Annotated in this window: 29 protein-coding genes and 2 pseudogenes; 19 read left to right on the top strand and 12 right to left on the bottom strand. The window is 60.0% G+C overall.

The annotated features are described in order from the left end of the window. Positions 1–50: 50 nt before the first annotated feature. The 4 genes from ACERI1_RS15515 (at position 51) to ACERI1_RS15500 (ending at position 2591) form a co-directional block, all read left to right on the top strand. Positions 51–572 carry a DNA-binding protein gene (locus ACERI1_RS15515; RefSeq protein ID WP_373619345.1) on the top strand — a complete coding sequence of 174 codons (522 nt, stop codon included), beginning with the start codon at positions 51–53 and terminating at the stop codon, positions 570–572. Next, on the top strand, positions 565–1053 hold the full coding sequence (locus tag ACERI1_RS15510) for a metal-dependent hydrolase (RefSeq protein ID WP_373619344.1): 489 nt from the start codon (positions 565–567) through the stop codon (positions 1051–1053). The genes ACERI1_RS15515 and ACERI1_RS15510 overlap by 8 nt, the downstream gene beginning before the upstream one ends. A gap of 94 nt (positions 1054–1147) precedes the next feature. After that, positions 1148–1969 (top strand): DUF4330 family protein, encoded by an 822-nt coding sequence (locus ACERI1_RS15505; protein ID WP_373619343.1) that lies wholly within the window; start codon positions 1148–1150, stop codon positions 1967–1969. 64 nt (positions 1970–2033) lie between these two features. Next, positions 2034–2591 carry a hypothetical protein gene (locus ACERI1_RS15500; protein WP_373619341.1) on the top strand — a complete coding sequence of 186 codons (558 nt, stop codon included), beginning with the start codon at positions 2034–2036 and terminating at the stop codon, positions 2589–2591. Positions 2592–2867: 276 nt separating this feature from the next. Here ACERI1_RS15500 and ACERI1_RS15495 read toward each other — a convergent pair. Next, positions 2868–3101, bottom strand: a pseudogene (locus ACERI1_RS15495) (SDR family oxidoreductase); the annotation flags it as partial. A 527-nt stretch (positions 3102–3628) separates the two neighbouring features. Here ACERI1_RS15495 and ACERI1_RS15490 point away from each other — a divergent pair. The 3 genes from ACERI1_RS15490 (at position 3629) to aglJ (ending at position 7593) form a co-directional block, all read left to right on the top strand. Further along, complete coding sequence (locus ACERI1_RS15490) at positions 3629–6070, top strand: BGTF surface domain-containing protein (protein WP_373619340.1); 2442 nt, start codon at positions 3629–3631, stop codon at positions 6068–6070. Between the two features lie 324 nt (positions 6071–6394). Beyond that, complete coding sequence (locus ACERI1_RS15485; protein WP_373619338.1) at positions 6395–6553, top strand: hypothetical protein; 159 nt, start codon at positions 6395–6397, stop codon at positions 6551–6553. A gap of 32 nt (positions 6554–6585) precedes the next feature. Then, the gene (gene aglJ / locus ACERI1_RS15480) at positions 6586–7593 is read left to right on the top strand and encodes an S-layer glycoprotein N-glycosyltransferase AglJ (RefSeq protein WP_373619337.1); all 1008 of its coding nucleotides are present in this window, start codon (positions 6586–6588) and stop codon (positions 7591–7593) included. A gap of 76 nt (positions 7594–7669) precedes the next feature. Here the strand turns inward: aglJ and ACERI1_RS15475 are convergent, their stop codons facing one another. Next, on the bottom strand, positions 7670–7999 hold the full coding sequence (locus ACERI1_RS15475; RefSeq protein ID WP_373619336.1) for a hypothetical protein: 330 nt from the start codon (positions 7997–7999) through the stop codon (positions 7670–7672). A gap of 172 nt (positions 8000–8171) precedes the next feature. On the opposite strand from ACERI1_RS15475, the gene ACERI1_RS15470 reads away from it, so the two are divergent. After that, complete coding sequence (locus ACERI1_RS15470) at positions 8172–8381, top strand: ribbon-helix-helix domain-containing protein (RefSeq protein ID WP_006186097.1); 210 nt, start codon at positions 8172–8174, stop codon at positions 8379–8381. A gap of 288 nt (positions 8382–8669) precedes the next feature. Here ACERI1_RS15470 and ACERI1_RS15465 read toward each other — a convergent pair whose 3' ends face one another. Together ACERI1_RS15465 and ACERI1_RS15460 are read right to left on the bottom strand one after the other, a co-directional pair. Beyond that, on the bottom strand, positions 8670–9092 hold the full coding sequence (locus ACERI1_RS15465) for a hypothetical protein (protein ID WP_373619335.1): 423 nt from the start codon (positions 9090–9092) through the stop codon (positions 8670–8672). Between the two features lie 71 nt (positions 9093–9163). Next, positions 9164–9847 carry a hypothetical protein gene (locus ACERI1_RS15460; protein ID WP_373619333.1) on the bottom strand — a complete coding sequence of 228 codons (684 nt, stop codon included), beginning with the start codon at positions 9845–9847 and terminating at the stop codon, positions 9164–9166. A 166-nt stretch (positions 9848–10013) separates the two neighbouring features. Between ACERI1_RS15460 and ACERI1_RS15455 the strand changes: the two genes are divergently transcribed. Then, the gene (locus ACERI1_RS15455; RefSeq protein WP_373619332.1) at positions 10014–10196 is read left to right on the top strand and encodes a hypothetical protein; all 183 of its coding nucleotides are present in this window, start codon (positions 10014–10016) and stop codon (positions 10194–10196) included. Positions 10197–10414: 218 nt separating this feature from the next. Here ACERI1_RS15455 and ACERI1_RS15450 read toward each other — a convergent pair. Both ACERI1_RS15450 and ACERI1_RS15445 read right to left on the bottom strand, forming a co-directional pair. Further along, positions 10415–10990 (bottom strand): annotated as a pseudogene (locus ACERI1_RS15450) (transposase); the annotation flags it as partial. Positions 10991–11452: 462 nt separating this feature from the next. Next, positions 11453–11632, bottom strand: a complete 180-nt coding sequence (locus ACERI1_RS15445) for a hypothetical protein (protein WP_373619330.1) — start codon at positions 11630–11632, stop codon at positions 11453–11455. Positions 11633–11790: 158 nt separating this feature from the next. Here ACERI1_RS15445 and ACERI1_RS15440 point away from each other — a divergent pair, with 158 nt between their 5' ends. From ACERI1_RS15440 to ACERI1_RS15430, 3 genes are all read left to right on the top strand, one after another. Next, entirely contained in the window at positions 11791–13041 is a 1251-nt protein-coding gene (locus ACERI1_RS15440) for an RNA-guided endonuclease InsQ/TnpB family protein (protein WP_373619328.1), read from the top strand. 164 nt (positions 13042–13205) lie between these two features. Then, positions 13206–13892, top strand: coding sequence for a VOC family protein (locus tag ACERI1_RS15435; protein WP_373619327.1), 687 nt, complete (start codon positions 13206–13208; stop codon positions 13890–13892). A gap of 57 nt (positions 13893–13949) precedes the next feature. After that, a complete protein-coding gene (locus ACERI1_RS15430; RefSeq protein ID WP_373619326.1) occupies positions 13950–15323 on the top strand; it encodes an arylsulfotransferase family protein in 1374 nt (457 codons plus the stop codon). Positions 15324–15397: 74 nt separating this feature from the next. On the opposite strand, the gene ACERI1_RS15425 is transcribed toward ACERI1_RS15430, so the two are convergent. The 4 genes from ACERI1_RS15425 to ACERI1_RS15410 form a co-directional block, all read right to left on the bottom strand. Then, the gene (locus ACERI1_RS15425) at positions 15398–15775 is read right to left on the bottom strand and encodes a helix-turn-helix transcriptional regulator (protein ID WP_008014304.1); all 378 of its coding nucleotides are present in this window, start codon (positions 15773–15775) and stop codon (positions 15398–15400) included. Between the two features lie 386 nt (positions 15776–16161). After that, entirely contained in the window at positions 16162–17091 is a 930-nt protein-coding gene (locus ACERI1_RS15420; RefSeq protein ID WP_373619324.1) for a permease, read from the bottom strand. Between the two features lie 6 nt (positions 17092–17097). After that, the gene (locus tag ACERI1_RS15415) at positions 17098–17340 is read right to left on the bottom strand and encodes a thioredoxin family protein (RefSeq protein WP_373619323.1); all 243 of its coding nucleotides are present in this window, start codon (positions 17338–17340) and stop codon (positions 17098–17100) included. A gap of 467 nt (positions 17341–17807) precedes the next feature. Further along, positions 17808–18230 carry a RidA family protein gene (locus ACERI1_RS15410; protein ID WP_373619321.1) on the bottom strand — a complete coding sequence of 141 codons (423 nt, stop codon included), beginning with the start codon at positions 18228–18230 and terminating at the stop codon, positions 17808–17810. Positions 18231–18370: 140 nt separating this feature from the next. Here ACERI1_RS15410 and ACERI1_RS15405 point away from each other — a divergent pair, with 140 nt between their 5' ends. The 3 genes from ACERI1_RS15405 to ACERI1_RS15395 are packed head-to-tail and all read left to right on the top strand — an operon-like array spanning position 18371 to position 20381. Continuing rightward, a complete protein-coding gene (locus ACERI1_RS15405; protein ID WP_373619319.1) occupies positions 18371–18769 on the top strand; it encodes an ArsR/SmtB family transcription factor in 399 nt (132 codons plus the stop codon). Beyond that, positions 18762–19928 (top strand): ACR3 family arsenite efflux transporter, encoded by a 1167-nt coding sequence (arsB, locus tag ACERI1_RS15400; RefSeq protein WP_373619317.1) that lies wholly within the window; start codon positions 18762–18764, stop codon positions 19926–19928. Before ACERI1_RS15405 ends, arsB begins: the two co-directional genes overlap by 8 nt. 6 nt (positions 19929–19934) lie before the next feature. Next, on the top strand, positions 19935–20381 hold the full coding sequence (locus tag ACERI1_RS15395) for a low molecular weight phosphatase family protein (protein ID WP_373619315.1): 447 nt from the start codon (positions 19935–19937) through the stop codon (positions 20379–20381). Between the two features lie 11 nt (positions 20382–20392). Here the strand turns inward: ACERI1_RS15395 and ACERI1_RS15390 are convergent, their stop codons facing one another. Next, positions 20393–20683 carry a DUF5779 family protein gene (locus ACERI1_RS15390; protein ID WP_373619314.1) on the bottom strand — a complete coding sequence of 97 codons (291 nt, stop codon included), beginning with the start codon at positions 20681–20683 and terminating at the stop codon, positions 20393–20395. A 165-nt stretch (positions 20684–20848) separates the two neighbouring features. Then, positions 20849–21304: a ferritin-like domain-containing protein gene (locus ACERI1_RS15385; RefSeq protein WP_373619312.1), complete on the bottom strand. Its 456-nt coding sequence runs from the start codon at positions 21302–21304 to the stop codon at positions 20849–20851. 424 nt (positions 21305–21728) lie between these two features. On the opposite strand from ACERI1_RS15385, the gene ACERI1_RS15380 reads away from it, so the two are divergent. From ACERI1_RS15380 to ilvC, 4 genes are all read left to right on the top strand, one after another. Next, positions 21729–22937, top strand: coding sequence for a LeuA family protein (locus tag ACERI1_RS15380; protein ID WP_373619371.1), 1209 nt, complete (start codon positions 21729–21731; stop codon positions 22935–22937). A gap of 323 nt (positions 22938–23260) precedes the next feature. After that, positions 23261–25084: a biosynthetic-type acetolactate synthase large subunit gene (gene ilvB / locus ACERI1_RS15375; protein WP_373619310.1), complete on the top strand. Its 1824-nt coding sequence runs from the start codon at positions 23261–23263 to the stop codon at positions 25082–25084. Next, positions 25081–25743 (top strand): acetolactate synthase small subunit, encoded by a 663-nt coding sequence (gene ilvN / locus ACERI1_RS15370; protein WP_373619308.1) that lies wholly within the window; start codon positions 25081–25083, stop codon positions 25741–25743. Before ilvB ends, ilvN begins: the two co-directional genes overlap by 4 nt. Beyond that, positions 25736–26788, top strand: coding sequence for a ketol-acid reductoisomerase (ilvC, locus tag ACERI1_RS15365; protein ID WP_373619306.1), 1053 nt, complete (start codon positions 25736–25738; stop codon positions 26786–26788). Before ilvN ends, ilvC begins: the two co-directional genes overlap by 8 nt. Position 26789: the final 1 nt, after the last annotated feature.

Genomic DNA, 26789 nt, shown 5'->3' with positions numbered 1-26789 from the left:
GAACCGAGCATCGATACGGTCAAAAAGCCGCCGTGTGGGATGAATGACGAATGCACCTTCAGAAAAGGAGGATAATCGTCGCTCTATTACTCGCCGTCCTTGGTGGACTCTGTGTCCACTACGGCGCGACATACGACGAAAACTGGCCCCACCCGACTGGCGATCAACTCCAAGAACAGGGACCTGAACCATTCGTTGGTGAGCGCATGCTCCTGTTCGGTGAAGTCCAAACTGTCGACGCCGATACAATCACGATCCACGTCATAGACGACAACGACAACGTCGCAGCCAAACTCAAGGTCCACGGCGCCGAAAAGCCAGTCGAACCAGGCGGCGTCGTGCAGGTCTACGGCGTCATCGAGTCTGAGACGGAACTCCATGCGAATCAAACAGTAGTCGTCAACCGCAATCCGTCGGCGACGATGTACAAACTCGGGACCTCAGTCGTCGGCCTCCTACTAGCAGTGGCGTACTTTTTCCGACAGTGGCAGATTGACTTCGAAAAGCTCGCCTTCAAGCCAAGAACCACGACACACGATTCTGAATCCGAGGAGGTGCACCACCGTGGCTGACCTTCTTACCCACGTCCTGCTCGCGTACGCGGGCTGTACAATCCTGAGTTGGTACCGCCCGATACCAACCCCTTGGATTGCCGTAACGATGATCGGCGCAATCCTTCCGGACCTCAATCGAGTCACCTTAATCGTCTCCAACGGTACGCTCGAGAAACTCCTCGGCGTTCCCTTCGACTTCGGCGCACTGTCGACGCTTGGTGGCGCTGTTATCCTCGCTGGGATCGGATCGATGGTCGTCACAAACCAGCATCGGCGAACGTTCGTCGCCCTGTTCGCAGGGGCAGTCTCACATCTCTTCATTGACGGCATCAAAGCCTACGCCGACGGAGCCGCCGGCGCCTGGCTGTACCCAATCACCTGGGCTCGCCATCCCACGCCGAACCTGTACGTTTCGTCCGATCCAGTGGTTCTGGCAGTCGCCGTCTCGATTACGGCGGCCGTACTCGCAATCGACCGGTATGTGGTTCGAAGAGACTGAGTCCAACCGGCGACCAGAATCAGGAAAGCGTCGACATGACAATATCTATAGGACAGGAACTAACTCTCTTCTGTATGAACATCGGGAGGAATCCATGCCACTGATCGACGACGAGGGGAACCTCTTCGGCGTTGTCAATGTCGTTGACGCGCTCGCAGTCTGTTTAGTTCTCGCCGTGTTGGTTGCGGGTGTCGCCGTCGTCGGTGTTCTTGGCGACGGAAACGAAACCGCAGCTTCTGATGATCCAGAGAACGACAGCCAGCCGGCAACCCGGTACACCACAATCGATCTGGGCGTCCAGCCAGACTACGTCGTAACGTCCATTCATACCGGTGACCAAGCGGCCGGCACCATCGATGGGCACAATCTGACGATCACCGATGTGTACGTCTCTCCGACAAACGGCGGCAACAAAGGTCACGTAGTCGTCCGAACTAAAATCGAGGGTGAGTATCCGCCAACCAACTCCTCCAAGACGGCGTTCCGATTCAACAACAGCTCGATTCGGATTGGAGGAACCATGACGGTTGATACAGGAGATTACGCCCTTCAAGGGACAGTCCAACGACTCGAGGGCGAGGGCACAACCCTCGAAACCGAGCGGACGACCGTCGGAATCGAGACCCGAGCCTCATCGACGGTGGCCGAAGAAATTGAGGCGGGTGATGAGTACCAGTTTGCCGGTCAGACAGTCGCAACCGTGGCTAACGTTACGACGACCGAACTGAATGATACGTCCCAAAAGGCCGTTGACCTCCAGGTCGACCTCGTGACGTTCAACCGGGCTGGGACGCAGATGTTCGGTGGCCAATCACTCCAAACCGGCTCTCAAATCCCTATTCGGACCGACCACTACGAAATCAGTGGTAAGATGATACATCGTGGCCAATCGGTTCCGATTGACGAGCGGAACTAGCATGTTAGACACCGCACTCAACCGTTCGAAGGTTGTGTCCGCTTTCGAAGCCAGCAGCCTTCGCATGCTCGGAGACACCCTGACTGAGTACGTCCGGGCGTCGTACTGCTACCGGTGGCTGACTGCCGAACCCGACCCGGATGTAATCGTGATCGACCTCCGGGACACCTATACGGTCGGGCCGGTTATTCGACTCCTTGAGGCGGTCGGTGCCGTGCTCGCTGATGGATACGAAAGTTCCCGCATCGAAACCGTTGTGAGAACGACTACCGAGACGGTTCGCGCGCGGCCGATTCGAATTGCAGGTTCTATTGGCCTGACCGTCACTCTTGTGTCACTGCTCGCGGTTACCCTGGCTGGCGCGCTCTCACCGATGCTGTTGGTTGGCCATCTCCTCGGTGCGGTGCTTGCGGTTGTCGCGTTTCGCTCATCCCATTCGCTCACGGACGTGGTCGAAAGTCGACCAATACGTCTCCTCATCGCGGCTTTTGAGCCACCGGAGCCACCGACACCCCATTCACCGCCGGAAGACACTGAAGCGCCGTCGGATGCACCAGCTCAAGACGGATTCGAGCCAAGAGACGATTCTGAGGTGCCAGGCGACCAGACTCGAGAGCAGTAGCGAACACGGAACTGCAACTCGAGTGGAAAACAAGCAGGCGTTGCTGAACCGTCTCTAACTCAGACGATAGCTCCCCGCTTGATGGACCGAAACGGCGAGACTGGTCTCCGCGAATCCAGCCGAGACAAGCACTGTAAGGGATGGAGTACCCAAAGACCACAGGGAGTCGTGGGGCGCAGTGTGCTCACCGCAACAAAGGATATGAACAGGCCCACAGAGCCCGTGAGTCGAAATCGAGAACACGTGGGCCGACAGACGCCGACAGCTGACGACCGCCAGATCCATGCTGCCGTTGACGTCGATCACTTCGTCCGTCACGTATGACGAGGCTTCACTTGCTAAGAACCGCACGACAACAACAATGCCTTTCACCTCGGCCAGCCGCTCGAGCGGCATCTCCGCAATGATCGATCGAGCACGGAGTCCGGAACACTCGTGACCATGTCAGTGGCGGTAAAGCGGGGCGACGCAGTTGGCCGTCGAGCCGTCCTGGGCGAATTCGCAGGCGATTAAGTCGAATTTGAGCCCGCGACCGGTCGAAGCGATGCCCAGTTCTCGCGGTGAGGACGAGCAGGTAGATCGAACTCGAGTTCAGACGGGGCATCAATACCGATCGCAGTCCAGCCCGATCGGCGTCGTAGTGGGGCTCGTGCCGATGGCGATCGGTCCTGTCTTCGTGTGTGGTTCGGCTGTGGCTCGACCGACGACCGACGGCGACCGTCGTAATAGTCTATTACCGATTCGCTGTTGCCTTCGCTTGAGACTGACCTTTCGCGTGCGTATACAATCTGAATTGTACGAGGCATAGTAGCGATTGCCCAAAAATAAGGCTTACGTCCTGCGGTAATACACTACTTCCATATGTTGTCTCGGTAATGTATAAGACAGAAAGCTTATTACGGAGTTGTGTAAAGAACTGATTACCCCTACCCGGTGTGAGCGGACCAACTAGCCCGGCGGAAAGGCTCAGGGTCGGTTCGCACTCCAGGTGAATCGCTTGCTAACTGATTCGAAACACGAACATAACACAATAATAAATGACAGACGACACAACCTATCGCGAAAAGGGACGCGCAGTGTTCCTGGCCGCGCTTATGGTCCTCTCTGTTGTCGCCATGTCCGCAGCGTTCGCGGGCTCGGCAGCAGCAAATCATACCGAAGAGACCACAGTCACCGCCAGCGCAAATGACGGTGACCGTGCGTATCAAGGACAGACTGTAACCGCAACTGGCGTTAGCCCACTGAACGAAGAAGATCGAACTGTCGACCTCTACCAGGGAGACAGCGATGACGCGACGTGGATCCGCGAAGTGGACGTCTCCGGAGATTCGGGTACTGGAGATGTCGAAATTGACACGTCCAACTTCGAGTCGGGTTCCTACTACCTCGAAACTGGTGGTAGCGATGACCTGACTTTCGACGTTCGTATTCAAGATCTGAGTGCTGAGTTCGACAGCAGCGTCGTCACGAACCTCGAGGGCGAATCGTCGGAAACGACGCTCGACGTTGAGTCGGCGCGCTCGAGCTTCCCTGTCCACATCAGCTCCGAAGACCTCAGCGGAGACGAACTCGTTGATGTCTTCGGTGTTACGGAAGGCAGCGACTACGATCACAGCGACGACGGCTACGTCGTCGTCCAGGATCGTGGTAGCCACGATGCTGACTTCCAGAGCCTGGAAGCTGGCGAGTACAACTTCACCATCGAAGCTGGTGACACTGCAGCAGAAACCAGCGCTTCGATTACCGTCACCGAAGAGGATATTTCGGTTGACTTCACTCAGTCGACTTTCGTCGAGCAGCGTAGTAACGTTGCAGACGTGACTGTCGACTTCACTAACGCAGATAACGCTTACCTCGTCATCGGTGACGAATCTGAGGTCAACTATGAAGTTGTCCTGAAGGTCACGCCCGAGAATAACGACGATGAAGTCACTGTCTCGGTGAACTCTGCATCCGCTAACAAAGTTGCCGAAAGCGACGAAGGTAACACGCACTCCGCTTTCACCGCTGACAACAACGCCAACGTTGTTGTTGAGGACGTTGTCAAGGGCGGCCTCGACGACCCGCTCGCAGCTGGTGACTACCAGCTCGACCTGGGTGGCACCTACTCGGAGGCTGACGGCCTGAGTCAGGAGTACGACACGGCATACCTGACGCTCGAGGAGCGCACGGAGCTCTCCGAGGATGCCGTCGCAACGCACACCGCACCGCAGGGCGACATCGCAAGTGTGAGTGACTTCGAAGACGCAACTGTGACTGAGAGCGACCAGATCGCCGCTGGCGATCAGCTTCTCGTGACCGTCGACATGGAGAGCCTCCACGGCTACTTCGACGACGGTACCTCGCACGACAGCGTCTCGCTCACGGTGACGGAGCAGGACAGCTCGCCGAACTCAGAACCGCAGGTCTGGAGTACTGACGCTGGAGAGGGAGAGAACGATCTCACCGCGGATCTCATCAGCGCAAACCAGTCTGAAGGTCAGCTGATCTACGCGATTACAGCAAGCGACCTGTACGACGGCAGTGCCGCTGACTTCGAGGACTCCCAGAACTTCAACGCGAACTTCTCGGTATCCACGGACAACCCGTACGTCAGTGATAGCGATGAATCCGCTGAGAGTGAGTTCAGCATCGAAGAGCGCATCATCGAGTGGGACGACAGTGCTGCTGAAGTCCCCACCTCGGCTGACGCTGTTGTGACCGGCACGACGACCGTCGCACCTGGCACGGAAATCACCACCCGCGCTCGCGCAGCGGGTACCTTCGTGAAGTTCGAAGACGCTGTTGTCGACGAGGACCGTGCCTTCGGTGCTGAATACAACTTCAGCGCAGAGGCTGCTGGTACCGAGTTCACGCTCCGTGCGACGGACCCCGTTACCAGTGAACACACGACGATGGACTCTGTTCTCGTCGAAGCCGACGAGCCGGAAGAACCGGCTCCGTTCAACTACGACGTCACCACCGACCCCGCAGAGCCGAAGGCCGGTGACGACGTCTCCGCGACGATCACCGTCGAGAACCCCAACGACATGACCGGCTCCGAGAACGTCACGTTCGTCTTCGACGGCGAGACCCTCGTCGACGAGACGGTCTCACTCGAGGCCAGTTCCTCGACCACGCTCGAAGCGGACCTCCTCGAGAACGCCTCCGCTGGCGACTACGAGTGGACGCTGACGGCTGACGGTGAGGAAGTCGACTCCGGTACGCTCACCGTCGACGAGGCTGAGAAGAAGGGCGAGTCCGACGGTAGCACCGACGGCACCGACGGTAGCACCGACGGCACTGACGGTAGCACCGACGGCACTGACGGTAGCACCGACGGCACTGACGGTAGCACCGACGGCACTGACGGTAGCACCGACGACGGCAACACCTCTGACGATGGTGGCTCCGACGACGGTACGCCCGGCTTCGGTGTCGGCGTTGCTCTCGTCGCGCTGCTCGGCGCTGCCATGCTGGCCCTGCGCCGTCAGAACTAAGCTGTAGAACTACCGGCTTTCGCCGGCCTTCAATTTCCGCGGTTTCTTTTTATTGAACGTCATACCCGATAGCGACAGCAGTCGCAAACCTGGGTATGCAGTGCGGTAACTCTCATAGTCCGACCTCGTCCGCAACGATATTTCAGGGCAAGGTCATGACTCACGGGTCAGTTACTACATTGTGAGGCCTCACTGCGAGACACCGATCAACGAGTCGGGCCTCGAGGAACGAATTGGTACCCACCCGGGTACGAACCCGCACGCAACGATGGAGTACAACGCAGCCTGAGAAACAGGCATTATATTCCTCTGTCTTCCCACGTCATGACTGAAGAAGCCGTCGCACCGATCCTCAAGGCCGAATCCGATATCTCGGTCGGTAATGACCTCAAGGTCGCGATGAACCCCGAATTCCTCCGAATAGGATCTGCAGCCAAAGACTTCCTCGAGTCAGATAAAAAGCGGTCATTATTCGATCAGTAGCCTTTTGCGGTTCGGTGGGGGAGTAATGCCCAATGGAAGACGACGCGGTTCGCGCGGCCTCGAGCCCCCGCTCGGACGGCGGCGACGTCGTCGCCGTAACCGAGCAAACCCGCGAAATCTCGCCGGAGGAGGTCTGCGTGCTCATCCCGACGCTCGAGGAGGCGGCCACGATCGGCGACGTGATCGAGGGCTTCTACGAGCAGGGCTATACGAACGTCGTCGTGATCGACGGCGACTCCGAGGACGACACCCGCGAGATCGCCCGCGACCACGGTGCGGAAGTGCTGGTCCAGTCGGGCAGCGGCAAGGGCCAGGCCGTCCGTGAGGCACTCGAGTATGTGACGGTTCCCTACGTGTTGATGCTCGACGGCGATGGGACCTACGACCCAGCTGACGCCGACGAGATGATCGAGCCGCTCGCGCGCGGGTACGAACACGTCATCGGCAACCGGTTTGCCGATATGGACGACGACGCGATGCGGGCGCTGAACGGCTTTGGCAACCGGATGATCAACCGCGCGTTCGGATTCATCCACGGGGCCAACTACGAGGACATCCTCTCGGGGTATCGAGCGTTTACCGTCGACTCGTTCCGCCGGCTCTCGCTCGATTCGGACGGCTTTACCATCGAGACCGAACTCGCCGTCGAGTGTGTCAAACATGGGATCGACACGACGGTCGTCCCGGTCAGTTACCGAGCACGGCCCGACGAGTCCGAGACCAACCTCCATCCAGTCAAAGACGGCGGGACGATCTTGCTCGCGCTGTACTCGCTGGCTAAGACCAATAACCCGCTGTTCTACTTCGGCAGTCTCGGCGTCGGCGGCATCGCCTCTGGTGTCCTCATTGCAGCCTACGTACTCTGGGAGTGGATTCAGTACACACAGAGCCACGAGGTCTTGGCAGTGGTCTCGGCAGCCGCGATCATCCTCGGCGTCCAGTTGCTTATGTTCGGCGTCCTATCGGACATGCTCGTGACCCTCCATCGCGAACAGCGCCGTCGCTTGGAGCGAATCGCTCGAGACGAGCGAAACAAGTAAGATAATTTTCACTCGATCGACTGGACCGCTACCACAGTGACGTAGCGGACGACAACAGGAACAGTGCCCCGTGCGATCAGAACGGCAACAGCGACCGGACCTGCGAAACGACGCTGCCCGAGCGGTTCCGTCGGTACTCCTCGAACGGCTCGTGGAGTGCGTTCAACAGCTCTTGTCGGGAGTCAAAGCGGTCCGTCGGGACGTCGTCGAGTATTTCGCCCAGAGCAACGTCGCTCCCGTGGACGTCGTAGGGGATGTGCTCGTGGCCGAGTTCGGCTCTGACGTCGTCTTTCGTGGCCGGAAAGGACAGATCAGCGTCCTTGAGGTGAGCGTCGACGGCAGCGATGCCGAACTCGATACTGTCGGGTTTCTCGTCGTCTCCGCTCGATGGTGGCCGGACTCCCATGCCTTATCTCTCGCTACGGAGCCGAATATAAAAATGCCTGTGGAGACGGTCGACGATCGCTATTGGACGGGAGCTGTGATCAACTATCATAGAGGGCCACAAGCGCGCGGTGCGCACGCGCGATCGATAGCGCTGTCGACACGCATTTGGGGCCCGCGACGGAGTATGGCGTATGACCGAATACACCACGGTGTCGATCCCGAAGGACCTGGCCGACCGCGTCGAGGAGACCATCGAGGGGACGAGCTTCCAGAGCACGAGCGATCTCGTCCGGTTCCTGCTGCGGAGCATCGTCATCCAGCACCAGAAGGAGGGCGAACTCACCGAAGCCGAGTTCGAAGAGATCACTGAACAGCTCCGCGGGCTGGGCTATCTCGAGTAACCGGACCAATCAGCCCGCGAGCCAGCTACCGGCTGGTGCAACACGGGAACAGCGCTTTTCGGTCTCGAGAGCGTACCCTCTTAGGGGAGTAGACATGCCACACGTTCCGGACTTCCCATCCGACGACGAGACCGACGATGGCCGAGACCGGAGCCCCGGCGGCATCATCGATCGGATCATCGGCGACGACGAGTTCCCGCTCCCGACCGGGTGATACGCAACAACTCACAGCCGTTTTTTGAACGCATACCTGTTTCGTAGCGCCGGCCACGAATCCGTCAGCGCACGTCAGTCCGTCAGCGACTGGTCCGGCGGCGCGGCGTCGACGATCTCAAGGGGCTGGCGCTTGCCGCTGCGGTCGAACGCGGCGAACGACCGCTCGTCAGTCCCCCAAGGCGGGACGGCGACGAAGACGATTTCGGCGAGGTCGTCGCGTCGAGTCACCTCGAGTTCGCCGACCGGATGGGAAATAAACCGGCCCTGTGCCTGTCGGGCAGGCATCGAGAGATCGACGCCGAAGACGGCGTTGACGGAGTTGCCAGGATCGGGCAGAAAGAAGTCCGTAAAGACCGGCGTCTCGGGATCGAGGCCGTCCGCACCCTCGAGTTCGTCGGCCATCGTAACCGAGACGCCGGTCGTCACGTCGTCGGGATCCGCGTCGCTGGCCAGGTCCAGCAACACGTCGACGAGCGCACGGGTGACGTAGACCACAGGTCAGCTTTGGGTGGGAGGTAATTAGATTTATGCCCTCCAGCAGTTAGGTCGACTCGACATCACCGCTCTCAGATCGGCAGGAAGTCCCAGGCTGCCTCGGTGTACAGCCGGGGGGCTCGCCGACGAGAACTCTTGAATGCGTCCTCGAGCGCGTGCGCAGCACCGTCCATTACGCCGGCACCGTGGCCGACGAGGACACGCTCGGGTCGGATGCCACGAAACGCCGCTCGTGGCGGATTCAGTCGCAACATCGGATGCACGCCGAGTCGCTCGTCGCCAGCCAGGAAGTAGTCGACGGTCCCGACCGTTTCGGGGATGACAAGCGTTCTGTCGGCTGGATTGTAGAGGGCAACTTCCTGCCAGAAGCGGCTGTCGACGACGGTAAGTGCACGGATCCCGGTATCCGAGAGTTCGTCACTGAAGCGGGCGACCGCAGTGTCGATGTCGTCGGTTACGCCATCAAAGAACTCGGGCAGGTAGACGGGGACGCGATGACGCCTCGCGATAGCAGCGGCGTCGCGTTTGTGTCGATCCAGCGTGACGACGACGCCGGTCACGTCTCCGAACTCGGCGAACAGCTCGTCGAGTCCCTCAGCGTCGACAGGATCGATCACCCAGACCTCGCCGTCGATCGCGAGGGCGTGGCTAGCACGTTGCATTCGTTCGTCGGGATGGGCGAGCCAGCCGACACCACCCTCGAAGCGGTCGATCTCTCGGAAGTCGGTTGCACGCTCGTCGACACGAAAGGCCATGCCACTGTCTATGAACGCAGTAATGATAAAATCCCATCGCAGGGATGGCAGCCGGCTGGCAGCGACACCATATCTGCCGACGCGACGTTGGGCATCTTGCCGATGGGATTCGACGGTTGGACGACAATCCTTTTTCTCTGCCGACACCTCGGTCGAGCTATATCGAATGCCAGCACTGATTCCGGACATCGTCGCGACAGTCGTTGCGCTGACGCTCGCCCAGCAACTCGAGCAGACGATCAGTTTCGGGATCTTCGTGCTCGGCGCGGCGCTGGCGACGCTCAGCGCGTTGGCGTGGCGACGGGAACGCGACCGGCGCATGGCCGTCGTCGCCGTCGGCTATCTTTAACCAGCGAGAGAATCCCCCGCCGTTCACAGTCGTTGCCGAACCGAGGTATAGAACAAGCTGAAATTAATTCTTTCGTTACTATCCGTGTCGGTATCAATCGGTCCAGAGAGTGGAGGACCGATTGAGAAAGCGAAGGAGCGCCGTCGAACGGCGCTCCGAAGCGTTATCACTCAGTGATTGCTTCCTAACCGATTAGCTCGGTCGTCTGGAGTGGAATTCTACCCGTAGTCAGTTGGAAGCACGAATTCACGGAAGATCTTCGTCGAGAGTGGTGGCTTCCCAGGAATTGTGCCACCGGTGACGAGGACGTTCGCTAGAACCCAGAGGTTGTACAGCGCGACTGCAAACAGAAAGTAGAACAACCGCACCGAGAACGTCGGCGATGACGTTCTCGGAAGAAAGTCACCGATCTGTCGGTATGATGTTTCGATCCCCCAGCGGCGGAATGCCGCCGCGTACGCTCGTGGTGCATCAGGCGCTATCTCTCGGTTTGTGACAAACCACACGTGTTCATCCTCTTTCGAGCGGTGTGGGACAGCAAAGACTGTTACAGCCACCGACGCAGTCGGTTTTCGCTTTCGTTGCATGAGATAGTCATCGACGACCGTCTCAGCACCGACGCTGAGACGGTCTTTCATGCCTTTGCTTGGACGCGCACGAACGATGTAATCGACACCAAGTTGTTCCAGTTCCGCGACAACGTGAACCTGATAGAAGCCGCGGTCAAGATAGACGTGTCTGAGCGAGACATACTTCTGGGCAGTCTCTAACAGGGTTCGAACGGCTTCGCGCTTGAGTGATCGGGGTTTGGTTTGAATACTCGTTTCGGAAGCATTCGCTCGGGTCACCGGATTCGAACAGCGTAAGGCGTAGCCAAGATTCAGAAGTGACGCAGACCACTCTAGCGCGGAAGCCGTTCTCTTCGAGCGGGAGCACTGCAAGCGTAAACCGTGTTCCAGGTGCCACGATACACAGTGTCGCAAAGCAATACGTCCGAGTGGTTCCCTGGTCGGGATAGGTGATGAGAACGTGGTCTGTCTCGGCTGAGCCATAGAATCGCCATTCGTGAAGGTCGATCGCAACGTCGACACAGCTTGGTAACAGCCGACGTTTCCGAAGAACTTCGAAGAGATCGTCGCGGACGCCATCGAACTGATCGTCGATGGCGTCCGCGTCCAGATTCCGTAGGTGGTAGAGAAGCGATTTTGCAAGTGGATTTCGAGCTGTGGATGTGACGTCAACCGGCTTATCTTGGTTCAACTGGTGTGTTTTCCGCCTGTGTTGGCGAATTCCTGCTCAAAAGCGATACGAGAGAGGACTTTCTCGAAGTCCTCTCTCGTGTACATCCCACAGGGTTTGATCTCAAAGTCAAGTTCTGGATAAAGAAGGGCTGATGCAGCTTGACAGACCTGTTTTGCTTCGGTTGTCTTCACCATAGACAACCTACCAGCAGTGTCGTAAATTAGGTTCGGCGTCTACTGTTCACGGCGGGCGTGAATCGCGTCACTCACCTACGGAATCCACCGCTCAATAACAGACCGGATATTCAACGTTAATCTGAATGATTAAGTAGGTTTGTCTACATAGGCTATGTATGGCGGTTAAGGCCACTCGAACCTATGTTGGTTCCATCCAGAACCAGCAACAGGTCTGCGATGGCCTCGATTCGCTCGGTGATTCCGCCTCGAAAATCTGGAACGTCGCACGCTGGACAGCAGACCGCATCTGGGATGAAGCTGGCGAAATACCAGACGAAGGAACGCTCAAAGCGTACATGAAGAACCAGTCGTGCTGGAAAGACCTGAACGCACAATCCAGTCAGAAAGTCATCGAAGAACTTTCCGACGCTTTCCAGTCATGGTTCGACCTGCGACACAAGTTTGACGAGGCGAATCCTCCCGGCTACCGTAAATACGGCGACACTCGACCCAAGAGTACGGTCACGTTCAAAGCAGACGGCTTCAAACACGACCCCGAACACGACCGCGTCCGACTCTCAAAGGGCAAGAACCTGAAAGAACACTGGTCGGACTTCCTGCTCTGCGAGTACCAGACCCGCCCCGACGTTGACCTTTCAGAAGTCAACAAGGTGCAGAACGTGCGAGCCGTCTGGAATGGCGACGAGTGGGAACTGCGCTTCGTCTGCAAAGTCGAACTCGAAACCAACGACTCAGCAGGCAACGAAGTGGCCGGTATCGATCTCGGTATCAAGAACATCGCCACAGTCGCATTCCCCGACGAGTACATCCTGTACCCCGGCAACTCGCTCAAACAGGACAAGCACTACTTCACCCGAGCAGAGTACGACACTGAGGGTGAGAACGGCCCCTCGGAGAAGTCGATGCGGGCACGCAGGAAACTCACAGACCGTGAAACACACTTCTACCACACGCTTACGGACACGATCATCACGGAGTGTGTCGAACGCGGTGTTGGTACGCTCGCGGTGAGCTGGCCTGAAGACGTGCGCGAGTCCGACTGGGGCAAGACGGGAAACAAAAAGTTGCACTCGTGGGCGTTTGACCGTATCTACCAGTACCTCGCGTACAAGGGGGAGATTCGTGGCGTTGAGGTGCTGAAAGAGAACGAGTGGGACACCTCGAAGACGTGTTCACGGTGTGGTGACGACACGAGGTCAAACCGCGTGGAACGGGGCTTGTATGTCTGTTCATCGTGTGTATTGGTCGGGAACGCCGATTGTAACGGGGCGGAGAATATGCGCCAGAAGATAACTCCGAGTCCTCACGGTGAGGATAGGAGTAACGGCTGTGTGGCACAGCCATCGGTACACCTGTTCGACCGCGAGAGCGGGACGTTTCAGACGAGAGAACAGGTCGTGTCGTAGACCAGCAAATATCCCACCTGCGGTACGGGAAGCCTCGCCGTTTACCGCGAGGAGGATGTCACCGTTTCGCGTCCATCGATCGAATGTTCGTCCAACCATCGAATCGTCCAGTTCGATCGCAGACCGCCGACGATTCTTTATCCCTCCTTCGAGTAGCCTGCGTCATGCTAACGGGGCTTTCCTGGCTGGCACTCGAGGTCAAATATCTCGAGCCGGCGCGGGCGTTCTACGAAGAGACACTGGGACTGTCCGTCCACGAGCGCGAGGACGACGAACTCGTTGCCACAGCTGGCGAGACCGACCTCGTGCTTCGACGACCGAGCGGACTCCCCCGGGGTGGTCTCCATACTCACTACGCGTTCTCGATCCCCGCGGTCGAGTACGACGACTGGTGGAATCGCCTCTCTGAGAGCCATGATCTCGAGGAGGCGCAGTTCGGCCCCGCGCGGTCGCTGTACCTGTACGACCCGGACGGCAACTGCGTCGAACTCGGCCAGCAGGACGTGGCCGGTCCCGGCATCGATGGGATCTTCGAGGTCGTCCTCGAGGTCGAAGACCTCGATCGTTCGCGTGACTTCTACGAGGACCTGGGATTCGAGACCGTCGACGAGGGCGACGACCGCACGCGGGTGCGACTCCACGGGCCGATGGCGCTCGAACTCTGGGAACCCCATCTGGGACTCGCCGACGCCCGCGGCGGCGTCCACGTCGACCTCGGGTTCGAGACGGATGAGCCGAAGGCGGCGCTCGAGACAGTCCATGATCGCGTTCAGGTAGTCGATCGAGAGGCCGACGACGAGGTCGTCGTTCGCGATCCGGACGGTCACGTCCTGACGTTCCTCGCGCCGTGAACGTGCCCGCAGCCCTATTACCGTCCTCGTGGAAGGGCGATAGACGGCGAAACACGAATGGTTCGATCGACAGTCGCGGCAGCAACTGACCGACTCACTCGAAACCACGTTCGGATCGTTTTCCTCACGATACTCATCGCGTGCGCTGCGGGAATCGTCTTCAGCGCAGCTGGCGAGTCTGCGAGCGAACGGACGGATGCACCCGCTGACGCGCCCCCAACCGATAACCACACCGTCATCACGCAGTCGGGACGGGCCGGTAACATCCTCGCGTACGCGCCCAACGGAAGCCGAATCTACGCCAACTATACGCACACGAAGTACTACGACGTCGATCCCGTCGAAAACGAGTCGATGACCGTCGAGTACGCCGCGACGGACACGCTGTATGCCGACAGCTCTCGCTGTCAGGACCCGCCCTGTGCGCGCAACGTCATCGAACGGGCGAACCTCTCGACAGGCGAGGTGACCGAGGTCTACGCCCAGTACGTCTACCGGGAAACCGCCGGCGAGTGGCACGACGCCGACCGGCTCGACGACCGGCATATCGTCGTCGCCGACATCGCCGCCGATCAGGTGTTCATGGTCGACACTGAGACAGGGATGATCGAGTGGACTTGGGATGCCCAGAGTGACTTTCCCGTTGAGGGTGGCGGCTCCTACCCGGGCAACTGGGTCCACCTCAACGACGTCGAGGTCCTTGCAGACGGGCGCGTGATGGCCAGTCTCCGCAACCAGGATCAGGTCGTCTTCATCGAGCCCGAGACTGGGCTGGTCGACGACTGGACGCTCGGTGCGGAAGACGAGTACGCGATTCTCAACGAGCAGCACAATCCGGACTATATCCCCGAGTCGCGTGGCGGCCCTGCTGTCGTCGTCGCGGACTCGGAAAACGGTCGCGTCCAGGAATTTCAGCGCGACAACGGAGATTGGAACCGGAGCTGGGTCTGGTCCGACGACCGGATGCAGTGGCCCCGCGACGCCGACCGGCTGCCCAACGGCAACACGCTCGTCACCGATACCGGTGGCGAGCGTGTCCTCGAGGTCAACCAGAGCGGCGACATCGTCTGGCAACTCGAGGTGCCCCACCCCTACGATGCCGAACGCCTCGAGACCGGCGACGAGAGCACCGGTGGACAGAGCGCAGCGGTGCTCGGACTCGAGTCGCAGACGAGCGGCGCTGACGACGGAGGGAGGCAGAACATCGATCTCGGCGTCTTCGATCCGATCGTCGATCGGGCCCGGTCGCTCGTTCCGTCTCACGTCGTCACGTTCGTCGTCTACGCCAGCCCGTCGTGGCTGGGGCCGTCCGCCCTCGGACCGGTGACCGTCGGCCTTGCGACGGCGCTGCTCTGGGGATGCGCCGAACTCAGATGGGCGCTCCGCGCGCGCGGAATCCGGCTTCGTTGGCCCGTATACAAGGAGAAATAGCCGTCCGTCTTACACGAGCTGCAAGAAGGAGTGCTCCGAGCCGACGAGCGCTGCCTCGAGTCCGGATGTAAACGTTATTCTCCCTCAGCGAGCGCGTGTGCAATCTCGAGTAACTGCAGTGCAGCGGTGTCGCCGATCCGGTAGTAGGTCCACTTGCCTTGGCGTCGCGTCTTGACCAGCCCTGCGTCTTTGAGCTCTCGCAAATGACTCGCCACCGTCGACTGGGGCGCGTCGAGGACGACTTGTAACTCACACGCACACAGTTCGCCTTCTTTGAGCGCCTCGAGGATCCGGATCCGGTGTTCGTTTGCCAGCGCTTTGAACACACCAAGCTGTGCGTCCACCTGTTCGTCGTCCGGTGCGAGTTCGAACAGCGACGTCAGTCGGTTTTCGGGGTCCTCGTAAAGTCGATCCAGCGTCTGCCGCGTCGATTCGGGTACTGAGTCACTCATCGTTGCTTAGTGCTCTCCATCGTCAGTCGATCCTGCGCCGGCCAATGCAGCCGCAATTTTGCCGAACAGCGAATTAGCCATACATATCGATAAAGGTCGTTTTAATACTAAAGCTTTCGATCAGAGAGGGGGCATATGGGCTGAATGTTGCTCATCCCAGTATTGAACGTTGTCTTTTCAATTCAGGGATTCCCGATACGAGATGGCGATCTCGGAACGTACTGCCGGGTGCAATATCGGATGAATCGCTCTATTCTACAGGCAGGGCAGGCCGAGTGCCTCGGGGTCGTCCGAGACGGCTTTGCCGTCTCGTGATGACGAGAGAACTTCGCTCTCTCGAACCACTTGACCCCGAGGCGGCTCACTGTGAACAGCCACCTGCGAATTTAGAGTAGTAGATTGAAGAGCAAGCCAATGGTCAAGATACCTGCCGCCAGTGTGGTCGCATATGCCGCGATCAGTTCCTTCTTCATCACTTTGTTCAGGATCATGAACTGCGGGAACGAGAGTGCGGCGACCGACATCATGAACGCCAGACCCGTCCCAACCGGCAGTCCTTTTCCGATCAGCGATTCGACGACCGGTATGACGCCGAGGATGTCGGTATACATTGGGACGCCGACGGCGACCGCGCCGAAGACGCCGAGCGGTCCCGACAGATACTGTGTTACCAGTTCGCCGGGCAGGTAGCCGTGGATAGCTGCACCCGCTCCGACGCCGACGATAACGTATGGCACGATTTCGACGATGATGTCTTTTGCCTCGACGTACGCCTCTCTGGCACGCTCTCTTCTCGAGGGTTCATCGATTTCGACATCCGAGTCGCCGAAATTGAACTCCTCGATGTATCTGTCGAAACCCAGTTTATTGAGGGTGTAGCCGCTGGACATCCCGATCACGATTCCGCTCACCGCATACAGTGCTGTCAGTTTGAATCCGACGACGCCCGGCAACACGACGAGCGCAGCCTCGTTGATCATCGGTGAGACGGCGAGGAACGTAATCGTGATCCCGAACGGGATTCCCGCACCGACCATACCGAGGAATATCGGGATCGTCGAACAGGAGCAAAACGGGGAGACGATTCCGAGCAACGCAGCGAGTGCGTACCCCGTTATTGCTCGCTTCCCTTCGAGATAGTCCCTGATCTTCTCCGGTGGAAAGTACGTTCGGAGGTACGTCACGCCGAAAATCACGACGATGAGTATCGAGAGGATTTTCAGCGTGTCGTAGATCCAGAAATGAGCCGCCGCTCTCAGCGACCCCGTGAGTCCGAGAGCATCGACTACGTACGTGGCTATCTGTTGAAAAACCATAGTTTCTTACAACCGTTCCTCGATGAGCTCCTGTAACTGGTCTTCAGGCGGATTCGACCCGCTGAAGACCATTTCGCCGTCGATCTCGAAGCCAGGCGTGGACATGATGCCTTTCTCTGCCAGCTTCGCCATGTCCCCTTCTTTCTCTACGTCGGCGTCGAATCCGTTTTCGTCGACGACGTTCTGGGCTTTCTCTTTGAGCCGCGAGCAGTTGCTGCAATCGCCCGGTCCATAAACGATGATTTTCATCGGTTGCCTCCGGTTTTTTCGATTTCGACGCTCCAAATCTGGGAGTCATCTGCCGTCAAACCTGTTCCAGCCTGCGCATCCACGGTCTTGTCGACCATTGGATCTGCCATACATATCGATAAAGTCCGGTCCGGTATTAGTACGTTTCGATAAAACCCGATCTGTTCGAGCGGGCCTTGCTCAGCGTTGATCCTCGAGCCGGGGTGTATTACCAGTTCGGAAAAGACAAAATATTGTGGATATCAGGCTTATTCGAGAGAATAAGAGGTGATACGTCCGATGAATGCAAGCATATATCTGAATCAATCGGGTTCAGACCGGGTGCGACTGGACTCGAGTCGAGCTTCGATTGAATCGAGAAATATCGATGTGGGTATCAACACCGTCTACACGGGTGACTTACTTCGATACACTGTTTCTCGGATAGCATTCAGCTATCTCACGAGAAACATTCAAGAACAAAACCCTTACTCGATCGCCGCAACCGCGTCGAGCTGAACGCTGGCACCGCCAAGTAACTCCGAAACACCGACGACGGCGCGCGCTGGGAGCTGCTCGCCGAATGCCTCACGATAGACCTCGTTGACCGCGTCGTACTGCTCGAGGTCGGTGAGATACACCGTCATCTTGAGCACGTCGTCGAGCGTTCGGCCCTGTTCTTCGAGTGCCGTCTCGAGGTTCGAGAGCGCGCGGTTCATCTGTTCCGCCGCTGGCTGATCGCCGTCGACCACGCCGTCCTCAGCCGGGAGTTGCCCCTCCAGAAACAGGAGATCAGAACTCCCAGCCTTCGTGCCGTAGCCGCCGGTAAACGCCGTCCCGGCACGCTGTTTGCGACTCGAGACGCTTGCACGAGACGACAACTGTTGCTGATTGATGTTCGACTGTTGCACATCCTAATTGAGGAACCGCTCACATATAGGAGTGTTGGGGGCCACGTGCAAGTCTGTTACGCAATCGCAAACGGCGATCGGACTGACACTGATGACTTCCGGTCGGAACTGTTAATTGAAAAGACTCTCAATTGAGGGTGATGGCAACAGCGACACAACGACTCCAGCGATACCTCGAGGACGAACTCGAGGACTGTCGTCCCGAGGACGTCGATCAGCGACTCGACGAACTCGATACGCTCGAAGCGGTGCTCTCGACCGAGCGGATCGACTCGGATCTCGACGTGCTGGCAGCGCTTGCGAACGAAACACGGTACAAGCTCGTTCGGCTGCTCGTCGCCGCCGACGGTGAACTCTGTGTCTGTGAACTGAATGCGATGATCGATACGAGCGAGAGTGCCATCAGTCACGCACTCTCGGAGCTAATCGAGGCCGGGCTGGTGACACGCCGGAAGGACGGTCGCTGGCGGAAGTATCGTGCCTCGAACGGCGCGGTTGCGATCCTGACGCTGTTGGACGGAGTGTTCACGAATGAGTAACGCCGACGGACACGAACACGGACCAAACTGTGGCTGCGAGAGCTGTGGTGACCCGCGGTCGATGGACTTCCTCGATAAGTACCTCACCGTCTGGATTTTCGGCGCGATGGCCATCGGCGTGGGACTCGGTTTCGTCGCGCCGTCGGTCACGCAGCCGATTCAAGACTTCCACCTCGTCCAGATCGGCCTGATCGCGATGATGTATCCGCCACTGGCGAAAGCGGACTACTCGCGACTCCCGACCGTCTTTCGCAACTGGCGCGTGCTCGGATTGAGCCTCGTTCAAAACTGGCTCATCGGCCCGACGCTGATGTTCGGGCTCGCGGTCGTCTTCTTCAGCGGACTCGTTCCCGGGCTTCCCGCGCGCCCGGAGTACTTCCTCGGACTCGTCTTCATCGGGATGGCCCGGTGTATCGCGATGGTGCTCGTCTGGAACGAACTCGCCGACGGCTCGACCGAGTACGTCACCGGGCTGGTCGCCTTCAACAGTCTCTTCCAGATCGTCACCTACGGCGTCTACGTCTGGTTCTTCGGCCTGTTTCTCCCGCCACTCCTTGGCATGGAGACGCTCGTCGCTGGCATCGAGACGTTCAACGTGACGCCAACACAGGTGTTCAGGGCGATCGTCATCTTCCTCGGTATTCCCTTCGCCGGCGGCTTCCTCACTCGGTACGTCGGCACGCGAACCAAAGGCGAGGCGTGGTACGACGAGGAGTTCGTCCCGAAAATCGATCCCGTGACGCTGGTCGCGCTCCTGTTTACCGTCATCGTGATGTTCGCGACCCAGGGAGAGGCCATCGTCGCCTCGCCCGGTGACGTCCTCCTGATCGCCGTCCCGCTGACGATCTACTTCGTCGTCATGTTCCTCGTGAGCTTCGGGATGGGCAGAGGAATCGGTGCGGATTACTCGACGACGACCGCGATCGGCTTTACCGCCGCCTCGAACAACTTCGAGCTCGCGATCGCGGTCGCGGTCGCGGTCTTCGGCGTCGGCTCCGGCGTCGCCTTCACGACTGTCGTCGGCCCACTGATCGAGGTCCCCGTCCTGCTCGCGCTGGTCAACGTCGCGCTGTACTTCCAGCGGCGCTTCGACTGGAGTGGTGCCACCACTGGCCGCCTCGAGCCATCATCCCCAAAATCGACCCCTGATGACGACTGATACCTAATGACTTCACACACCGATTCCACCGACTCGACTCGTATCGCCTTCGTCTGTGTCCAGAACGCAGGCCGGTCACAGATGGCCTACGCGTTCGCTCAGCAGGAACTCGAGGCGCGCGACCTCGCCGACGAAATCGACCTCATCACCGGCGGCACGCGACCCGCCGACCACGTCCACGACGAGGTCGTCGACACGATGGCCGACACAGACATCGACATCGCCGATCGGACGCCACGAGAGGTCACGTTCGAGGACCTTCAGGCGAGCGACTACGTCATCACGATGGGCTGTTCAGCTTCCGACGTCTGCCCGGCCAGTTGGGCTGGCGAGAACCGCGACTGGGCTCTCGAGGACCCGGACGGGAAATCACCGGCAGCGGTCGCGACGATCCGTGACGAGATCGAGCGCCGTGTGTGTTCGCTGTTCGACGAACTCGAGGCGACCCGCTAATCCCACCGCGATTAGAGCCGGTCTGTACTCACGTCTACACCCGGTGGCGTCACGAGCAGAAAGCCACGGAAGTGAACGAGGTTCCCGCCCGATTCCCTGACGTCGCGTGCGAACCCCGACGCCAGTTCGTTGACGTTCCCCTCGACGTTGAGGACGAGCACGTTCCCCTTCGAGATCGCCTCGAGCCACTCTTCAGCGGGTGTCTCCCCATTGAGAACGCCGAGGACGATGCTGCCTTCGATCTCGAGTTCGTCGTCGATGTGTTCCTCGACGGTTCGAAGGTCGAGGTCGAAATCGCTCATACCGGGTGCGTCGAACCGCGATGAGAAAAACGTTCGCCCCCAACCTGTTACGCGACGCTCACTCGCTTTGCTCGTTCGCGGATGCTCAGACGGACTCCTGTCAGTCAGTGCCTGGGACCGCAGGGTGGTCGCGGTTCCGCTGGCACATCGTGACAGCAGACCGTCTCAATTCATCGGGAACTCTTTCTGGAACCCGCGGAACTCGGTGCGGTGGGCTTCCTCGTCGGCGAGGATCGTCACCGCCACGTCTTCGGTGACGGGATCGTTCGCGTCGTCGGCCGCCTCGATCAGCGATCCATAAAGCTCGATAGCGGCCTCCTCGGCCTCGAGGACGCCCTCGATGACTGACTGGACGTCAGTCGTGTCTTCGGGCGGCTGGAGGCTGTGCTGGTTGGCCTCGAACGCCTCCGAGCCCGGCGGGGACTCGTCGAGCTGTTTCAGGCGCTCGCCGAGGATCCGCGCGTGGTCGAGTTCCTCTTGGATATCCGCCTCGAGGCTCTCTTTGACTTCCTCGGCGTGGATCCCGTCGAGGACGATCGCGTTCGTCCGGTAGTTCATTACGGTCTCGAGCTCGTCGATATACGCCTTCGTCAGCAGGTCGGTGATCTCGTCGGTTGTCATGCGGCCACTTCTATCACGTCCAGGCATAAGAAGGGTAACGCCAGCAATCGCGGTCACGTGATGGACGTTCGTGGCTGCAATCGATCGAGATGAGGCGATCGTCACAGTACTGGCGTTCCCCGCCAGCCGATTCCGACCGAACGTCCATCAGCGAGCGCGCGCGAGCGCTCGAGCGAGTTCGATCGGGCCAAACGGGGAAGAGTTCGTGGCCATTGCTCGAGAAGTGCTCCGGTTGGTGGGCTCGCGCTATACAGTATTAGGTGATATGGTCGAATAATAGGTCGACGCTGTCGTGCGGTTTTCGGAACTCAATAAACGATTGTGATGGTATCGATCGTCGATCACCGTCGGTGACAGCGGTAGTTTTATATATGTCGTCGCACCTGGGATTCAGATACAATGTCTTCACAAGACAGCCCATCCTCTGACAACAGTCAGGGGGGTCGAGTTCTTCCAGGGCACGTTAGATTCCACTGACGAAATAGAGTCAGCACGTGTCTTCGATACGACCCTCCGGGACGGCGAGCAGTCGCCCGGCACTTCGTTCTCTTACGACGATAAACGGCAGATCGCGTCCATCTTGGACGAGATGGGAACCCACGTCATCGAGGCCGGATTCCCCGTCAACTCGGACGCCGAGTTCGAGGCCGTTCGTGACATCGCTTCGGCAACCAGTTCGACGACCTGTGGCTTAGCCCGCGTCGTCGACAAGGACATCGAAGCGGCGCTCGATTCCGGCGTCGAGATGGTGCACACGTTCGTGTCCACCAGCGACGTCCAGATCGAGGATTCGATGCACGCCACCCGTGAGGAGGTCGTAGAACGCGCAGTCGAGTCGGTCGAACGCATCACCGAGGCGGGCGCAACCTGCATGTTCTCGCCGATGGATGCGACGCGAACCGACGAACAGTTCCTGATCGAGGTCATCGAGGCGGTCACCGAGGCTGGAACCGACTGGATCAACATTCCCGACACCACCGGCGTCGCTACACCGACCCGATTCAAGGCCATGATCGAGAAGGTTCTGGCCCACACCGACGCCCGGATCGACGTCCACGCCCACGACGACTTCGGGCTGGCCACCGCGAACGCCTTGGCCGGCATCGAAGCGGGCGCAGACCAGGCCCAGGTGTCAGTCAATTCCATCGGCGAACGCGCCGGTAACGCCGCCTACGAGGAGTACGTGATGGCCGTCGAGTCGCTCTACCAGACCGATACGGGGATCGACACGACGCGCATCACCGAACTCTCCGAAGTCGTCGAGGAGAAAAGCGGCATGGGGACGCCGGGCAACAAGCCCGTCGTCGGCGACAACGCCTTCTCCCACGAAAGCGGTATCCACGCTGCCGGCGTCATCGAAAACTCCGACACCTTCGAACCCGGCGTGATGACCCCCGAAATGATCGGTGCCGAGCGCAAGCTGGTCATGGGGAAACACACCGGGACCCACTCGGTTCGCGAACGACTCGTCGAGTGTGGCTTCGATCCCACCGACGAGCAGGTACGCGCAGTCACCCGCCGCGTCAAAGATTACGGGGCCGAGAAGCGCCGCGTCACGGTCGACGTCTTGGAGCGCTTCGCCAAGGAGGCTGGCGTCGAACGCCAGTCCGAGGAAGAGGAGGTGCGCGTCTGAGGGATGTCCTCCCCGTTTGCCACCAGCCGCGAGCCCCGGCTATCGCGTTCGGTCCAGCTAACTGATGCGACTCGTAAGGATTATCACCCTCGAGAGAGCTACGTAACCAGTAATGACGGTTCGCGCTTCCCTGTCGGCTCGTGTTCGCACAGTCGACACCAGCGCGCTCGCTCCGATTCGTATTGTAGGGGCGTTCTAGCCCCATCTTCAGTACCTCGCAGCTCCGGACCGGCATCCGCATCGTTCTCCGAGCGATCAGCAATCCACCAGATGACACACTACCGTACACCACCCGATCGCCGCACACCGGCGGGAGGTAATCGATGAGCGAACGCGCAGCAAAGGTCACACCAGCCGAGGACGAACAGGACGACGACCAGATCACCGACAGCGCCACACCGGATGCAGCGACTGCGGACACCACGGCAACCGATGCCGCGTCCGAGGAGACGACCGACCCCGTCACGACGGGTGCCGAGTCAGTCGTCCGTGCACTCGAGAACGCGGGCGTCGAGTACGCCTTTGGCGTCCAGGGCGGGGCGATCATGCCCGTCTACGACGCCCTCTACGACTCGGACATTCGTCACGTGACGATGGCCCACGAACAGGGCGCAGCCCACGCGGCCGACGCCTACGGCATCGTCTCGGGCGAGCCGGGCGTCTGTCTCGCGACGTCGGGGCCGGGCGCGACGAACCTCGTGACCGGCATCGCCGACGCCGACATGGACTCGGACCCGCTGCTTGCACTGACAGGGCAGGTCTCGACGGATTTCGTTGGCAACGACGCGTTCCAGGAGACCGACACTACCGGCGTCACGACGCCGATCACGAAGGACAACACCTTCGCGAGTGACTCGGATCGCGTCGGTAGCGACGTTAGCGAGGCGTTTGCACTCGCCAGTGAGGGCCGACCGGGACCGACCCTGGTCGACCTCCCGAAAGACGTCACCAACGGCGAGACCGACCGCGAGCCCGACGAACCGAAGACGCCCGACACCTACCACGTGCAGGAACAGGCCGACCCCGAAATCGTCGCGGCCGCAGCCGATCGGATCGAGAACGCGTCTCGTCCCGTCATGCTGCTCGGCGGCGGCGTCATCAAAGGCGAAGCCAGCGAGGCCTGTCGCGAGTTCGCCGTCGAACACGAGATTCCGGTCATCACCACGATGCCCGGCATCGGCGCGTTCCCCGAAGACCACGAACTGTCCCTCGAGATGGCGGGCATGCACGGCACCGGCTACGCCAACATGGCGATCACCCACTGTGATACGCTGATCGGGATCGGGACCCGCTTCGACGACCGCCTGACTGGCGGCATCGAGACTTTCGCACCCGACGCGGAGGTCATCCATGTCGACATCGACCCCGCCGAGATCTCGAAGAACATCCACGCGGACTACCCACTGGTCGGCGACGCCGAAACCGTCGTCGAGCAACTCGCCGACGCGGTCGACGAGTCGCCGGCAGCCAAGAAGTGGCGCGCGCAGTGCCAGCAGTGGAAATCCGACTACTCGATGGCCTACGAGGCACCCGAAGACGCACCGGTCCAACCGGAGTTCGTCGTCGAAGCCTTAGACGAGGCCACGAGCGATCAGGCGATCGTCACCACCGGCGTCGGCCAACACCAGATGTGGGCCGCCCAGTACTGGACGTACACCGAACCGCGAACCTGGGTCTCGAGTCACGGTCTCGGGACGATGGGCTATGGCCTGCCAGCCGCCATCGGCGCGCGACTGGCAGCTGACGACGACCAGGAGGTCGTCTGTGTCGACGGCGACGGCTCGTTCCTGATGACGCTGCAGGGACTGTCCGTGGCCGTCCGCGAGAACCTGGACATTACAGTCGCCGTGCTCAACAACGAGTACATCGGCATGGTCCGCCAGTGGCAGGACGCCTTCTTCGAGGGTCGTCACGCCGCTTCGGACTACAACTGGATGCCCGAGTTCGACAAGCTCGCCGAAGCCTTCGGCGCCTGTGGCTTCCGAATCGACGACTACGACGATGTCGCCGACACCATCGAAGAGGCACTCGCCTACGACGGCCCCTCGGTGATCGACGTCCACATCGATCCCGACGCCAACGTCTACCCGATGGTGCCAAGCGGCGGCGACAACGGTCAGTTCGCACTGACGGAGGACCAGCTATGAAACGCGGATTAGAAGGCCCAGCACCTGAAGAGCGACCGACACCTGCAGGACGGCGCAACAAACAGGGCATTCGCATCGACCCCGAAGTCGAGGCGACCCACGAGCCCCGGCGCACCGTCATCTCGGCGCTGGTCGCACACGAACCCGGCGTGCTCTCGGACGTCTCGGGACTGTTCTCGAGACGGCAGTTCAACATCGAGAGCCTGACCGTCGGCCCCACCGAAGACGAGGATCGCGCACGCATCACGATCGTCGTTGAGGAACCCGACCCGGGGATCGACCAGGTCGAAAAACAGCTGCGAAAGCTCGTGCCGGTCATCTCCGTGCGCGAACTCGAGCCCGACGCGATGCGCCGCGAACTGGCGCTCGTGAAAGTCGACGCCGCGGATCCGGCGTCGGTCAGCGCTGTTGCAGATATGTACGACGCGACGGCGGTCGACTCGAGTCCGGAGACGGCGACCTTCGAGATCACTGGCTCGCGCCAGAAGATCGAGGCTGCCGTCGAGACCTTCAGCCAGTTCGGCATCCGAGAAATCTCCCGAACGGGGCTGACGGCGATGGCCCGTGGCACCGACCAGACCGCTGGAGCCGACCTGACAGCACAGCCCGCCGACGAGGCGAACTATAGCGACGCGACCCAACCAGCAGACGATGACTGACGACTTCACCACCGACATTTATTACGACGACGACGCAGACGTATCGACGCTCGACGACGAGACCGTGGCCGTACTGGGCTACGGCAGCCAGGGTCACGCCCACGCGCTGAACCTCCACGAGAGCGGGGTCGACGTAGTCGTCGGCCTGCGCGAGGATTCCTCCTCGCGATCCGCCGCCGAGGCCGACGGGCTCACCGTCGAAGCGCCCGCCGACGCGGTCGCACAGGCCTCCTACGTCTCCGTGCTCGTACCCGACACCGTCCAGGCGTCGGTCTATGAGAACGCCATCGCGCCCAACCTCGAGGCCGGTGACACGCTCCAGTTCGCCCACGGGCTGAACATCCACTACAACCAGATCGAGCCGCCGGAAGACGTCGACGTGACGATGGTCGCGCCCAAGAGCCCGGGTCACCTCGTCCGCCGCAACTACGAGAACGACGAAGGGACGCCCGGCCTGATGGCGATTTACCAGGACACCACGGGCGACGCAGAGGAGCGCGCCCTCGCGTACGCGAAGGGAATCGGCTGTACCCGCGCCGGCGTCATCGAGACGACCTTCCAGGAAGAGGTCGAATCCGACCTCTTCGGCGAGCAGGCCGTCCTCTGTGGCGGCGTCACCTCGCTGGTCAAACACGGCTACGAGACGCTGGTCGACGCGGGTTACTCGCCCGAGATCGCTTACTTCGAGTGTCTCAACGAGCTCAAGCTGATCGTCGATCTGATGTACGAAGGCGGCAACATGGAAATGTGGAACTCCGTCTCCGACACCGCCGAGTACGGCGGTCTCACCCGTGGCGACCGCGTCGTCGACGAGTCCGTCCGTGAGAACATGGACGAGATCCTCGAAGAGATTCAAAACGGCGAGTTCACGCGCGAGTGGATCGTCGAGAACCAGGCTGGCCGTCCGAGCTACAGCCAGCTGCGCAACGCAGAACAGAACCACGAGATCGAAGACGTCGGCGAACGACTGCGCGACCTGTTCGCCTGGGCCGAAGAAGACGAAGAGGCGGAAGACGAGTCCGTCCAGGTGCAGGCCGACGACTAAC

It is taken from the genome of Natrinema sp. HArc-T2, from assembly GCF_041821085.1.
GTDB lineage: Archaea > Halobacteriota > Halobacteria > Halobacteriales > Natrialbaceae > Natrinema.
The sequence above is the reverse complement of the archived record's forward strand: the minus strand, read 5'-3'. Positions and strand labels throughout refer to the sequence as shown.

Excerpts from the sequence above, each read along its gene's own strand:
- ACERI1_RS15515 (WP_373619345.1), top strand. The coding sequence starts at position 51 with ATGCACCTTCAGAAAAGGAGGATAATCGTCGCTCTATTACTCGCCGTC.
- ACERI1_RS15505 (WP_373619343.1), top strand. The coding sequence starts at position 1,148 with ATGCCACTGATCGACGACGAGGGGAACCTCTTCGGCGTTGTCAATGTC.
- ACERI1_RS15500 (WP_373619341.1), top strand. The coding sequence starts at position 2,034 with ATGCTCGGAGACACCCTGACTGAGTACGTCCGGGCGTCGTACTGCTAC.
- ACERI1_RS15490 (WP_373619340.1), top strand. The coding sequence starts at position 3,629 with ATGACAGACGACACAACCTATCGCGAAAAGGGACGCGCAGTGTTCCTG.
- ACERI1_RS15485 (WP_373619338.1), top strand. The coding sequence starts at position 6,395 with ATGACTGAAGAAGCCGTCGCACCGATCCTCAAGGCCGAATCCGATATC.
- aglJ (WP_373619337.1), top strand. The coding sequence starts at position 6,586 with ATGGAAGACGACGCGGTTCGCGCGGCCTCGAGCCCCCGCTCGGACGGC.
- ACERI1_RS15475 (WP_373619336.1), bottom strand. The coding sequence starts at position 7,999 with ATGGGAGTCCGGCCACCATCGAGCGGAGACGACGAGAAACCCGACAGT.
- ACERI1_RS15470 (WP_006186097.1), top strand. The coding sequence starts at position 8,172 with ATGACCGAATACACCACGGTGTCGATCCCGAAGGACCTGGCCGACCGC.
- ACERI1_RS15460 (WP_373619333.1), bottom strand. The coding sequence starts at position 9,847 with ATGGCCTTTCGTGTCGACGAGCGTGCAACCGACTTCCGAGAGATCGAC.
- ACERI1_RS15455 (WP_373619332.1), top strand. The coding sequence starts at position 10,014 with ATGCCAGCACTGATTCCGGACATCGTCGCGACAGTCGTTGCGCTGACG.
- ACERI1_RS15445 (WP_373619330.1), bottom strand. The coding sequence starts at position 11,632 with ATGGTGAAGACAACCGAAGCAAAACAGGTCTGTCAAGCTGCATCAGCC.
- ACERI1_RS15440 (WP_373619328.1), top strand. The coding sequence starts at position 11,791 with ATGGCGGTTAAGGCCACTCGAACCTATGTTGGTTCCATCCAGAACCAG.
- ACERI1_RS15435 (WP_373619327.1), top strand. The coding sequence starts at position 13,206 with ATGCTAACGGGGCTTTCCTGGCTGGCACTCGAGGTCAAATATCTCGAG.
- ACERI1_RS15430 (WP_373619326.1), top strand. The coding sequence starts at position 13,950 with ATGGTTCGATCGACAGTCGCGGCAGCAACTGACCGACTCACTCGAAAC.
- ACERI1_RS15425 (WP_008014304.1), bottom strand. The coding sequence starts at position 15,775 with ATGAGTGACTCAGTACCCGAATCGACGCGGCAGACGCTGGATCGACTT.
- ACERI1_RS15420 (WP_373619324.1), bottom strand. The coding sequence starts at position 17,091 with ATGGTTTTTCAACAGATAGCCACGTACGTAGTCGATGCTCTCGGACTC.
- ACERI1_RS15415 (WP_373619323.1), bottom strand. The coding sequence starts at position 17,340 with ATGAAAATCATCGTTTATGGACCGGGCGATTGCAGCAACTGCTCGCGG.
- ACERI1_RS15405 (WP_373619319.1), top strand. The coding sequence starts at position 18,371 with ATGGCAACAGCGACACAACGACTCCAGCGATACCTCGAGGACGAACTC.
- arsB (WP_373619317.1), top strand. The coding sequence starts at position 18,762 with ATGAGTAACGCCGACGGACACGAACACGGACCAAACTGTGGCTGCGAG.
- ACERI1_RS15395 (WP_373619315.1), top strand. The coding sequence starts at position 19,935 with ATGACTTCACACACCGATTCCACCGACTCGACTCGTATCGCCTTCGTC.
- ACERI1_RS15390 (WP_373619314.1), bottom strand. The coding sequence starts at position 20,683 with ATGAGCGATTTCGACCTCGACCTTCGAACCGTCGAGGAACACATCGAC.
- ACERI1_RS15385 (WP_373619312.1), bottom strand. The coding sequence starts at position 21,304 with ATGACAACCGACGAGATCACCGACCTGCTGACGAAGGCGTATATCGAC.
- ilvB (WP_373619310.1), top strand. The coding sequence starts at position 23,261 with ATGAGCGAACGCGCAGCAAAGGTCACACCAGCCGAGGACGAACAGGAC.
- ilvN (WP_373619308.1), top strand. The coding sequence starts at position 25,081 with ATGAAACGCGGATTAGAAGGCCCAGCACCTGAAGAGCGACCGACACCT.
- ilvC (WP_373619306.1), top strand. The coding sequence starts at position 25,736 with ATGACTGACGACTTCACCACCGACATTTATTACGACGACGACGCAGAC.